10 protein-coding genes are annotated in these 12,560 nt (G+C 37.7%); 5 read left to right on the top strand and 5 right to left on the bottom strand.

Annotated features, from left to right (window positions below; translation table 11 throughout):
* Positions 1 to 241: 241 nt before the first annotated feature.
* Both IPH66_17730 and IPH66_17725 read right to left on the bottom strand, forming a co-directional pair.
* Complete coding sequence (locus tag IPH66_17730; protein ID MBK7131178.1) at positions 242 to 1,561, bottom strand: amidohydrolase family protein; 1,320 nt, start codon at positions 1,559 to 1,561, stop codon at positions 242 to 244.
* Position 1,562: 1 nt separating this feature from the next.
* Positions 1,563 to 4,673: an amidohydrolase family protein gene (locus IPH66_17725; GenBank protein ID MBK7131177.1), complete on the bottom strand. Its 3,111-nt coding sequence runs from the start codon at positions 4,671 to 4,673 to the stop codon at positions 1,563 to 1,565.
* A gap of 9 nt (positions 4,674 to 4,682) precedes the next feature.
* Between IPH66_17725 and IPH66_17720 the strand changes: the two genes are divergently transcribed.
* The gene (locus tag IPH66_17720) at positions 4,683 to 5,126 is read left to right on the top strand and encodes a cytochrome B (protein MBK7131176.1); all 444 of its coding nucleotides are present in this window, start codon (positions 4,683 to 4,685) and stop codon (positions 5,124 to 5,126) included.
* 20 nt (positions 5,127 to 5,146) lie between these two features.
* Positions 5,147 to 6,439, top strand: coding sequence for a GTPase HflX (gene hflX, locus IPH66_17715; GenBank protein MBK7131175.1), 1,293 nt, complete (start codon positions 5,147 to 5,149; stop codon positions 6,437 to 6,439).
* A 5-nt stretch (positions 6,440 to 6,444) separates the two neighbouring features.
* On the opposite strand, the gene IPH66_17710 is transcribed toward hflX, so the two are convergent.
* On the bottom strand, positions 6,445 to 7,242 hold the full coding sequence (locus IPH66_17710) for a hypothetical protein (GenBank protein ID MBK7131174.1): 798 nt from the start codon (positions 7,240 to 7,242) through the stop codon (positions 6,445 to 6,447).
* Positions 7,243 to 7,324: 82 nt separating this feature from the next.
* Here IPH66_17710 and xth point away from each other — a divergent pair, with 82 nt between their 5' ends.
* The 3 genes from xth to IPH66_17695 all read left to right on the top strand — a co-directional run bounded on the left by xth (position 7,325) and on the right by IPH66_17695 (position 10,584).
* On the top strand, positions 7,325 to 8,095 hold the full coding sequence (xth, locus tag IPH66_17705; GenBank protein MBK7131173.1) for an exodeoxyribonuclease III: 771 nt from the start codon (positions 7,325 to 7,327) through the stop codon (positions 8,093 to 8,095).
* Positions 8,096 to 8,163: 68 nt separating this feature from the next.
* Positions 8,164 to 8,826 carry a LysE family transporter gene (locus IPH66_17700; protein MBK7131172.1) on the top strand — a complete coding sequence of 221 codons (663 nt, stop codon included), beginning with the start codon at positions 8,164 to 8,166 and terminating at the stop codon, positions 8,824 to 8,826.
* Positions 8,827 to 8,880: 54 nt separating this feature from the next.
* Entirely contained in the window at positions 8,881 to 10,584 is a 1,704-nt protein-coding gene (locus tag IPH66_17695) for a hypothetical protein (GenBank protein ID MBK7131171.1), read from the top strand.
* Positions 10,585 to 10,688: 104 nt separating this feature from the next.
* Here IPH66_17695 and IPH66_17690 read toward each other — a convergent pair whose 3' ends face one another.
* Together IPH66_17690 and IPH66_17685 are read right to left on the bottom strand one after the other, a co-directional pair.
* Entirely contained in the window at positions 10,689 to 11,909 is a 1,221-nt protein-coding gene (locus IPH66_17690) for a hypothetical protein (GenBank protein ID MBK7131170.1), read from the bottom strand.
* Complete coding sequence (locus IPH66_17685) at positions 11,906 to 12,490, bottom strand: DUF4256 domain-containing protein (GenBank protein ID MBK7131169.1); 585 nt, start codon at positions 12,488 to 12,490, stop codon at positions 11,906 to 11,908. The genes IPH66_17690 and IPH66_17685 overlap by 4 nt, the downstream gene beginning before the upstream one ends.
* Positions 12,491 to 12,560 lie beyond the last annotated feature (70 nt).

Genomic DNA, 12,560 nt, shown 5'->3' with positions numbered 1-12,560 from the left:
CAAATACTTATTTAAAGACAACGAAGAGGGAAAAACCAACGCTTAATGTACAAGATTTGACTAACCCTTCAGGGTGACAACGATGGCGAACTGGACTCGTTGCTTTTATTAACTCAATAATACGCAAAAATTACGATAATACTAAATGGTGATAAAAAACAAACATGAATCGTTTTCAATCACAGTTATGACGGCTTATTTGACTTAATCGTTAAATAAACCATTTATGAATAAAGGCCGATCAATTTTGATCTATTGGGAGGCTATATTTTTTACAATATTTTTGATACAAATCAATCTGGTGATTAGTCAGGTCAATAAACTTACCTGATACCATTGCCATGGTGAGATTATTGGTTCGCATATCAAGCGCATCTCCGATTGAAACGAAGATAGTAGCGTCTTTGCCAGGTTCAATTGATCCCACTTTATCATCAATGCCCAGAATTTTTGCAGTATTTAAGGAGATTGAAGCGACAGCTTCTTCTTCAGAGAGGCCATAAGCACGAGCGGTACCAGCAAGGAAAGGTAAATTTCTTGTATTCATCACCTCCATATCACCTTCAGAACTGATTGCAAACAACAAACCGGCAGCTTGCAATTTAAACGGTAATTCGTAATAAACTGAAGAAAAATCATCTTCAAATTCAGGTAAGGAATGAGGGCGTCTGATAATTATAGAGAATTTATTTTCTTTCAGCCTATCTGCAATCATAGGCGCGTCATACCCGCCAACAATAACAGGAAATGGAATTGCAAAATGTCTGACAAAATCTACAATATCATTTAATTCAGGAGCAAAATCTGCATGAATATACAAGCGCTGACTCCCATTAAAAAGATGCCGCATTGCTTCAAGTTTAATATCTGTTTCATCTGGAAATTTTTCATTCAAATATGCCTGAGCTTTTGTGAAAAAATCCCAGATAGCGTTTTTTATTTTCCCATAATTTTCGTTTGAATTATTTCCACCGGGCTCAGCCCACCAACCATAACGATTATATTTTTCAGGCCAATTCAAATGCACGCCGTCATCTGTTCTGCAAACGGCATCTTCCCAATTCCAGCCATCTAAAAACATGACCGAAGATGTGCCTGAGAGGACACCGCCGCGTGGAGTTGGCTGAGCTAAAAGAATTCCATTGGTGCGCACAGTATACATAACTTTTGAATCAGTATTATAAGCAATGAGCGAACGTACATTAGGATTAAATTCACCGGTCTCATCAAAATCACGTGTAGCCCTAACGGCATCAATCTCAGTTAACCCAATAGTTACATTGGGTGCAATAAAACCGGGGTAAACGTGTTGGCCATTTAATTCAATGATGGTATCCCATTCGGATTTTACCAACTCGTATGTTAACGTATTCTTTACGAATTCAATTTTTCCATTGTTGATACCAATACACGCGTTAGAAACAAATTCACCGTTACCGATATGCGCGCTGCCATTGAGTAATAAAATTTTTGTATACTGATCTTCACCCGGCACAGGAACTTGTGTGTGGGCATCAGCAATGCAAGCTAAAAACAGCGGTATCAGAATTAAATTTTTCATCTTATTCAAGTTCTTCGTGAGTATCTTCTTCACCAATGGTGTCACAATGATATAAAATATGTTTTCTCATTGCCGGCTTCTGTGTTTCAGCTCCGCCTGCTTTTGCGACAAGCATCAGCCCGGTAATTCGTTTTCTGTCTTCTTCATCGCGCAATTTCAATTTATAATTCCGGTTCACATCATAAAACAAAATTCCTTCAATAAAAGTTTGTTCCACTTTTGCATTTACTGAAAGAGGATTATCTGACCAGATAACAATATCTGCATCTTTCCCTGCTTTCAGACTTCCCATACGATCATCCAAATGCAATAATTTTGCAGGATTTAGTGTCACCATTTTCCAGGCACTTTCTTCCGAAATTCCACCATATTTCACCGCCTTTGCGGCTTCTTGATTTAATCTTCTACCCATTTCAGCGTCATCAGAATTGATAGCGGTAACAATGCCCATTTGGTCAAGTAATGCAGCATTGTACGGGATGGCTTCATTCACTTCATATTTATAAGCCCACCAATCAGCAAAAGTAGAAGCGCCTGCGCCATGCTCTTTCATTTTGTCAGCCACTTTATATCCTTCTAATATGTGTGTAAAGGTATTCACCGTGAATCCCATAGAATCTGCAACGTGCATTAACATATTGATTTCACTTTGCACGTAGGAGTGGCAGGTGATAAATCTTTTTTTATCCAAAATTTCACACAAAGCTTCCAGCTCAAGGTCACGTCTTGGAGGATCCATTTTGCCTTGCTGCCGTTCAGAACTATTATAATATTTTTCCCATGCTGCTTTATATTCTTTTGCACTGATAAAAGCAGAGTAGAAAATTTGTTCTACACCCATTCTTGTCTGAGGATATCTAACCACACTTTGATCTCCCCAATTAGATTGTTTTACGTTTTCACCCAAAGCAAATTTGATAAATCCATCGGTGCTATCAATCAACATTTCTTCAGGCGCAAAACCCCATTTCAATTTGATTAGGGCAGATTGTCCACCAATAGGATTTGCAGAGCCGTGCAGAAGTTGCGCAGCAGTAACACCACCAGCTAGTTGTCTGTAAATATTAATGTCATCATTACGCACTACGTCAGCAATTGACACTTCACTAGCAATGGATTGACCTCCTTCATTTACCCCTTTGCTGATAGCGATGTGCGAATGTTCATCAATAATACCACACGTTACATGCTTTCCAGTAGCATCAATTACAACCGCGCCTGAAGGAACTGATGCTGTACCATTCACTGATTTTATTTTTCCGTCTTCAATAATCAAATTACCATTGCGCACAATACCTTCGGCTTCATTAGTCCAAAGTGTTGCGTTTTTAATATAGTACGGACGTTGTTTTGGCAAGGTATCAAAACCAAAGGCCATATTCGGGTAACGCACATTTTTTACACCAGAGGTATCAACCTGAACTTTTTCTGCCTTATCCTTCTCTTTAAATTTTTCACTGCGATTAGCTGCCCAAGTAATCCAAGCCCCTGAAGGCAATGTTCCGGTACCTTCCATAATGCCTAATTTAGGATAATACGAGCCATTCAACTGAACAATGCCATCAATTTTATCATCATGCAATTCAAACATCATACTCAATTGCATATCTGAAACTTTGAACTCAGGTTTCACCCTTAAGGTATCAATTGTAGTTGAACCGGTTTTTGAATCTTTCACAAACTTATAAGCAATAATTTCTGCAGTTGGTGATGCGTGTTTACCTGATATTATAAGGTCATACACAATACCACTGATGGTTAATGAATACTCTCCGCGATAATCAGGCTGATTAATATCTTTCAATCTGATACGATCACCATGAGTCCAGTTTTCAAAAATTTCACCGCCGTTAAAAATATCTCCTTTTACAACAAGAAAATTTGCAAATTTTCCTTTTTCCAGCGTTCCTAATTTATTTTCCATACGCAAGTATTTGGCAGGATTAACGGTGAGCGCGCGCAATGCTTCATCTTCAGGTAAACCATGTTTTACCGCAACAGAAACATTCGTGAGAAATTGGTTTTTTTTCTTTAACCCGTCAGTCGTAAAAGCAAAAGGAATTTTATTTTTAAATAAGATATAGGCATTGTATGGGCGCATTTCCCATTCTTTCAATTGTCTCAGAGAAACAAATCTTGACAGATAAGGATCAGTCATATCATACGGATCAGGAAAATTCACTGGAATGATCAATTGCGTTCCTGAATTTTTTATATCTGATACCATTTCAAATTCATCTCCACCGCCTTTTACAATAAGAGAAATATTGAACTCTTTTGCCAATTTAGCAGCACGCAGAATTTCCAATTTATCAGCTACTCCAAAAATTTGAGGCAGACTAAAATTTGCAAGACCCTGTTGAAGTGAAACATTGTCTTTATTTGGATCAGTCAAAGCAGCGTACCATTTTGCATCATAATAAAACTGACGCAACAAGGCAATAATTCCCATTTGAGAAGATGGATAAGTTTGATTAGAGCTTCCTTTAGAGAAAGAAGAATGATTAGCAGCTTCAGCCTGAATTACATTGTCAACAGTTGGATTTGATGACAACGTGAGCAATGCCGACGTGCCGCGCATGATACCATCTCCCTGATGAACAGCTATAGTGCCAAAGCCTTGCTCAAGAAAATCTTTTTTGTCTTTAAATTCAGCATCCTTATATAATTCGTAAGCATTTGTTTCCGGATGCACTGATTGATTCCAGTAAAAAGGGCCCTCTTTGAGCGTTTCTAATTGCGGACCCCAACCTGTTGACGCATAAACCGGATTTGCAACACCGGCTGATGAATACAGTTCAATAAATGAAGGATAAATGGTGTACCCACTCATATCAATTTTCACAGCAGTTGATGGAGCTACAAAATCAATACCCGCACTTAAAATGATACCATCTTGCACCACCAAGGTACCTATAGGCAGCGTGAGATCAGGACTGATCACGAGCCGTGCATTTTGCAAAACATAAATAGTATTATGCGGATCATGCACTCCGTTTTCCGGCTCAATATGTTGCGCCAGAACAAGGGATGAAAAAAGTAAACTAAAATTGAACAGAAAAATACGTCTGAGCATAAACAAGGGGTCAGGATAATCAACTACATTTGTCAAAAATAAACAATTATGCAGACATTGGTTCACGCACATTCAGGTTTACGTTGGGTGGTATTAATCTTGTTATTAGCGGCAATTTTTAAATCTTTCAAAGGATATACCGGAAAAAAAGAGTTCACCGCAGGCGATAAAAAAATATATCTCTTCGCCTTGATCAGTTTTCATATTCAATACTTGATAGGATTCATTTTATACTTCACCTCACCAAAAGTTGCTTTTGTTGAGGGCTTCATGAAATCACCTACTTTGCGATTTTTTGCTGTAGAACACATTTTCGGTATGACTCTGGCGATGGTATTGATCACCATGGGTTACAGTAAATCAAAAAAACTGTCAGAATCAGCAGGTAAACATCGCAAAATATTTGTGTTTTACTTACTTGCCCTACTTGCCGTATTAGCTACTATTCCATGGCCGTTTCTTACTTATTTGGGCGCTAACTGGTTTTAATCAGTTGTCCATTATACCGCATGTCAGATCTCAAATCACATTCCACCGATATCACGCAGGAAACCGCTGTTCTGGTTGGAGCCATTACCGGTAACCAAACTGAAGAGCAGACAAAAGAATATATAGATGAATTGGAATTTTTGGCAGAAACAGCCGGTGTAATCACGCGTAAAAAATTCTTGCAACGCATTGATCACCCAAACCCGCGCACCTATATTGGCTCAGGAAAAATTGAAGAAATTAAAGCGTATATTGATGCTGAGAAAATTGATGTTGCCATTTTTGATGATGAATTATCCCCTTCACAATTGCGCAATATTGAAAGAGAACTCAATATTAAAATACTTGACCGCAACAATCTAATACTTGACATATTTGCCGGTCGTGCGCGCACCGCCCATGCCAAAACACAGGTTGAATTGGCACAATACGAATATATTTTACCAAGGCTTACCCGCATGTGGACTCACCTTGACCGTATCAAAGCCGGTGTGGGTATGCGTGGCCCGGGTGAAACACAAATTGAAAGTGACCGCCAGGTAATCAAAGAAAAAATTTCCTTGCTGAAAGATCGTCTTGAAAAAATTGACAAGCAAATGGCTTCGCAGCGTGGTAACAGAGGACAACTAGTACGTGTGGCACTGGTAGGTTATACTAACGTTGGTAAATCAACCCTGATGAATTTGTTGAGTAAATCTGAAGTATTTGCTGAAAACAAATTGTTTGCAACCCTAGATACTACAGTAAGAAAAGTAGTGATTGAAAATTTACCGTTTCTACTTTCTGACACGGTGGGATTTATACGCAAACTACCTACTCAATTAATAGAATCATTCAAGTCAACGTTAGATGAAGTGCGCGAGTCAGATGTGCTGATTCATGTAGTAGATATTTCACACCCAAATTTTGAAGAGCAATACCGCGTAGTGAATGAAACTATTGCCGAAATTGAAACAAAAACCCCGGTTAAAAAACCGGAAGATTACACCAGTAAAAAGAAACAATTATCCGCTGAGCCAAAACATAACAATGAGCCTGTACGCCCCAAAGGCACAGACAAACCCATGATTGTTGTTTTCAATAAAGTAGATGCTTACAACCCAAAACCTGAAGAAGTAGGATATCACCCTGAAGGTAGAAAATTTGCATTGGAAGAATTGAAAAAAACCTGGATGGCTCGCCTTGACGGTGATCACTGCATTTTTATTTCAGCCACAGAAAAAACCAATGTTGATGAATTAAAATCACTCATTTATAAAGAGGCTAAACGCGTTCACCAAATCAGGTATCCGTATCATAGTTTTTTGTATTGAGTTTGCTATTTCTTCTTCAAATCAAATTTGATTACTAGAGAAAGATTCACTGTCCACGCCTTTGCAGTATTCACACCGCTAAGTACATAAGAACCTCCGGCCGCAATACCAAATCGCTGATTCAATTGTGTATAGAAAACTCCACCCAATCTGCTGTATGTCACAAAGAGTTCTCTGAAACTTGAAATGGCGTCAACGTGCCAGGCTTTTCCGCCAATGCCTTGCTGATACTCAAACCACACGTCAGAATAAAATCTGCCAAATGAATAACCAATTTTGGTTGAACTAATGAATGATGAAGGAACCGGATTAAAAGCATAATTATAACCGGCCTGAACCTGATAAAATAATCCTTTCGTTGTATTCCACTGAAAAAGAAATTTGGGCTGAATTTGCAAAGCACGCTGTCCAATTGCCTGACCTGATTCAGTATTATAATCAGTGAGTGGAAAACTGACGCCCAATGCCGGCATTAGAGTTATCCGTCTTTCTTTGGCCGATCGGTTAAAGGGAATACCATATTTCATCACCACTGAACCATCTTGAAATGAACCATTGATGAACGGTATATTCAAAATGAAATCTAAATTATCACGCAATCCATACTCAGCAAATAATCCTATACCTGTTAAACTTCTTTTGTAATTTATTAATCCGATACCATCGTAAAATTTATCAGAATTCTGAGAGAATCCGCTGATAGCCAAATCCAGCTTGTTTTTTCCTTTAAAAAATCCATCAACCAGCCCCTGACCTGAAGCATAAGCAGGAATGATGAAAAACAATAATAACAATCTATTCATACCAAAACAGAACGCATGAATACAAAAATTGTTTTGCTGTGATAGATTAAAAATGAATACCAAATCACGCTATCTTTACCCCATGGCAAAATTCATTTCATATAACCTCAACGGTATCCGCTCAGCCATGTCAAAAGACTGGATAAACTGGCTGAAAGAACAAAATGCAGATGTAGTTTGTGTGCAAGAAACCAAAGCACATACAGATCAGATAGACATCACGGAAATTGAAAAACTGGGGTATTATACCTGTTGGCATTCTGCTCAAAAAAAAGGTTATAGTGGGGTAGCAATTTTCTCTAAAAAAAAACCTGATCATATTGAAGTGGGATGTGGTATAAAAGCATATGATGATGAGGGGAGAATTTTACGTGCTGACTTTGGTGATTTTTCAGTGCTGAGCTGTTATTTCCCTAGCGGCAGCAGTGGTGAAGAAAGGCAAGATTTTAAAATGGAATTTCTAAAGGACTTCTCTGTCTATATTGAGGAACTAAAAAAGACCAGAAAAAAATTATTGATCTCAGGAGATGTCAATATCTGTCATCAACCAATTGATATTCACAACCCGGTTTCAAACAAAAATTCAAGTGGATTTTTACCTGAAGAACGTGAATGGGTATCCCAATTTTTGCAAGCCGGTTTTGTTGACACCTTCAGACATCTTCACAAAGAACCCGGCAAATATACCTGGTGGTCATACCGTTTCAGCGCCCGCAAGAAAAACTTAGGTTGGCGTATTGATTACCATTTTATCACTGAAAATCTTTTGCCTCAATTACAAAATGCTTCTATTCTAAGTGAAGCCGTACATTCTGACCATTGTCCAATTGTGGTAGAACTTGATGTTTTTTAGCTTAAATAACTGATAACTATCAGTGCTCAATTTACGTACAAGCAATTTGTACTTAGTAAATTTGAAACATGACAGAAGTACTCATGATAGGCATTGGATACGGACTACTACTAAGTGTTATGGTAGGTCCGTCTTTCTTTATCATGATTGAAACAAGCATAAGCAAAGGAATAAAATCTGCGCTATTTCTAGATTTGGGGGTATTGATCAGTGACCTGATGTATGTTACCATTGCATTTGTATTCTTTAATGAGGTGACTGAAATCATGTCCGGTGATAAGCGCTTTCTACTCAAAATAATTGGCGGAGGATTTTTCATTGTGCTCGGCTTGGTGCATGTACTTAAAAAGAAGGCGCTATTTCTCTCTAAACATAACATGGAAAAGCCGCTGCAACTGTCAGCCAGTAATTATTTCATGACACTTTTAAAAGGATTCATGATCAACGCAGTTAATCCAGGGGTATTATTTTATTGGTTAACCCTTATGTCACTTTTGCCTGAGGCGCCTACTGAATTAGGTCTGAATCACACGCAGGGGCTTATCATTCACGTTTCTATCATCCTCATTACGTTTTTTAGTTTGGATATATTAAAAATATTTGGTGCAAAAAAACTCAAGGACATTCTTACCCCACAATGGATGTATGTTGTTAATTTGGTGCTTGGAATTGTGCTGCTGGTGTTTGGTACCCTTTTTCTTTTACAAGGAGTTATTTCACTTGGCAGATAATTCGTCCGTAACCACCCGGACATTTTTTAGTTATAGAGCAAACCACAAAGAAACATGTATACCCGCTTAATTTTTCTTCTGCTATTATTACCCCTGTTTTCACATGCGCAGGATGAAATAAACAAACCTTATCTAGTGCGCACATACTGGGATTTTTACAGCACCAAAATGCAAAGTGAAGGTTATTATTTTGCAGATGATTTTTATGGTAAAACTACCCTCAAACACGGACGGTGGAGATACTGGGATAAAAACGGAAATTTGGAAGAAGAACAAAATTACCGCAAAGGTGAACTGCACGGTTCAGTAACAACTTATTATTCTGACGGCAAAAAAAAAGAACAAGGATTTTTCAAATTTGGTATTCAAGATAGTGTCTATTATCAATGGCATGATAATGGTAAACTCAGCGTGCAAGGGTACTACACCAAAGGCTTACCATCAGGTGAGTGGAAATATTATTACTACAACGGATACCACATGTCTGAAGAAAAAATATTAGACTCAGTTACCTATGTGATGAATTTTTGGAAAACTGACAGCACCCAAACCCTGAAAGATGGGAACGGACGCACATTCATTTATTATGAAAGTGGTTTTCTCAATGAATTTTACACCTACAAAGACGGTATAAAAGACGGAGATTTTGAAGAATATACACCCAATAAAAAACCTTTTGTTATTGGTCAATATCTTGAAGGAGAAAAACACGGAGAATGGTTGTATTTCTATTATCTGGGAGGATTAGACCGCAAAGTAAATTATCTAAATGGTCAACTGAACGGGCCTTATTTGAAAAACTATGACAACGGAAAAGTAAATGTATCCGGAGAATTTTCCAACGGATTAAAAACAGGACACTGGACCTGGTACACCAATGTAGGAACCGTTGATATGTCCGGTGATTTTGTTGATGGATTGCAAGATGGATATTGGGAATATTATTATCCCGGTGATACGGTGCATCTTGAAAGTAAGGGATATTTCAAAGCCGGATTGCGAAACGGAGAATGGGTATTTTACTATAAAAACGGCGCAAAGTGGAGAGAAGGTTCGTACGAAAATGATTTGGAAACCGGACATTGGACTACCTGGTATGAAAATGGAAAAATTTTGAATGAAGGAGATTTTGTTGAAGGAGAAGAACACGGATACTGGCAGCAATATTGGGATAATGGTAAGTTGAAAAATGAAGCGAATTTCAACATGGGAAAATTGCACGGACCCTGGAAATCCTATTCGCAAAAAGGTAAACTCACACTGACCGGAGAATATGAAGATGATCTAAAAACAGGACTGTGGACGCGTTACGATGAAAAAGGAAATTTACTGGAGACAGGATTTTATAAAGTAATTGAAGTAAAAAAACAACACATCAATTACGGTCCGCTTGCCAATCACACGGTGAAAGAAAGTGTGAAAGACGGATTGTGGGTTTTTTTCAGTCCAAAAGATCACAAGCGCACCCATGAAGGGTATTACAAAGAAGGAAAAGAAGACGGTACGTGGACATATTATTTCCCCGGTGGAGACAAACCCTTTCAGGTAATTGAGTACAAAAATGGCATGTTACACGGCAAGATGCTTACCTACGAATGGCGTCCACATTATGTATCCTCTGAAGTGAATTATAAAAACGGACAGAAACACGGAAAAACAATTATCTACGATGAAAAAGGCCGTGTGTTGAAAGAGAAAAATTTCATTGATGGTGTTGAAGTAGGCCCTGATGGAAAACCGTTGAAGTTTGCTCCGTAGGATGACAGTGCGAGAATGAGTGTGAGAGAGAGGAATTAAATTGGATGGGCGAGTTGTATTCGCATGAAAGAAAATGTAATATTTGGATAACTGTATTATTCCTTTTAACCCTTCTTTTTTGCTAAATTTTCTTTAAAGCTGGAGTAAAGTTGATTTGCTGTTTCCTCAGAAATGCCGGCATCGTCAGCCAATTTTTTAATGTCAATTTCTTTGCCTGAATTAATTACATGCACAAGTTTCTGTGTAAACTGATTCATTTTTTTGAGGGATTCATCATTCTCTTGTTTTTTGTCCGTAACAAACAATTTGTCATACGGATTATACTGAATTTTTTTATTCAGAATTTTGCTTCCGGTGTTGATGATGGTAGGAGTGACGCTAATATCAGGTTCAGCGTTTAGTGCCAATCCATATTGTTCCATAGCTTCAGTGAGTTTGTAAAAACCTTCATAGGTGAAGGCAGTTCTGAGTAAACAATTTTCGATCGTATCAAAATAAGCAATAGCAAAATGTGGATTTTCGGTCCAATGGCGCAGAGACAATTTGTAAACTCCATTGCGCAATTCAATTTCAAAATCTTTTTCCAGTTTCTTGGTATCAAAATTCAAATAATCATCGTATGCCTGACAAATTCTCATCTCATGATCACCCGAATAAACCACAGGGTGAGAAGCCACGATTGTCAACATAAAGAAAGGGAATGGATTTTTCTCTAACTCATTCATGAGTTTTTCATCACTGTCAATATCAGGGTTTATTTCAGTTCCAAAAAAATAAATATCATCCGGTAAAAATGAATTCAGTGGTACAACAAGTCCGAATGTTTGATAGCACATTCCATTATCTGAAATCAACAAAAACCACAAGCGCGGATTCATTTCAGTCAGAGTTTGCTGAATACTTCTTGAATAGAGCAGAAATTCTTCACCGGTAAAAACGTCAATCATCTTGAAAAATTCATTCTCAGGATTGTCCAGTAATTGAGCAAAACAATATCTCCATGGTTTTGCAGCGTTCGCTTGAAGGAATTCAAATTGCTCAGCAGGAATTTTTTTAATTTCACTTTGTTGCAAATACCGATGAACAAGTCCGTCTTTTTTAAATATGCGATGCGCAATAAATTCTGATTTAAAAATATTCAATGAGCTTGGATGTAATTCACGTGATGCCTGTTTATATTTTTTTATTTGGGCATTCATGTATGGTTCCAAATTTTCACGCTCAGCAGCATAATACAAAAGATATTTATCAATCAATTCAGCACTTATTTTCGATACGTGATTACAGTGGTTTTTAATCTCTGAAAAATTCATTGCTTCTTTCATTTTATGTTATGTGAAATTTTTACAAATCCTCTGAATGCCCTACTGCCATAGTATGATTGGGCGGTGTTGTGATAAACAAAAACACGTCCAAATCTAAAATCTGCAAAAATAGCACCGCCCAGTTTTCTGATTTCAGCAGGAGTTTTTAACCAACTTGACGTTTTAGTATCAAACTTTCCAACCGATTGCAATTTTCTGTATTGATCCTCATCCAACATTTCAATGCCAATTTCATTTGCCAAATCCATTGCACTGTTCACCGGACGATTTTCTTTTCGTGATTCAAGGCCTGCACGATCATAGCACAAACTTCTTCTTCCCACCGGCGTTTCAGCCGCACAATCAACAAAAAAGAGTTCCTCTTTTTTATCAGTTAGCAGAACAATATCTGGTTCTCCGCCTGTAGATTCCATCTTGTGAAGGGTCATCAAAAAAGCTGAATTTTTTTTCAATTGATCTACTACTTTTTTCCATTCAATGCCTTTGTGTCGTTGCATGTTTTTTGTGAAACGCTGTTCAAGTTTTTCCAGTAAATCACGTTGATCTTTTTCTGATAATGATTTGGATGTAGTTTTTGCCATCAGAGTTTTAAATTAATAACAGGCAATGAAGATAAAGAGAAAAGTTGTTGCAGAGAAGTTGGATTTGTAA

This window comes from Crocinitomicaceae bacterium (assembly GCA_016708105.1).
Lineage (GTDB): Bacteria > Bacteroidota > Bacteroidia > Flavobacteriales_D > Crocinitomicaceae > JADJGJ01.
This window is presented reverse-complemented; position numbering and strand designations above follow the sequence as displayed.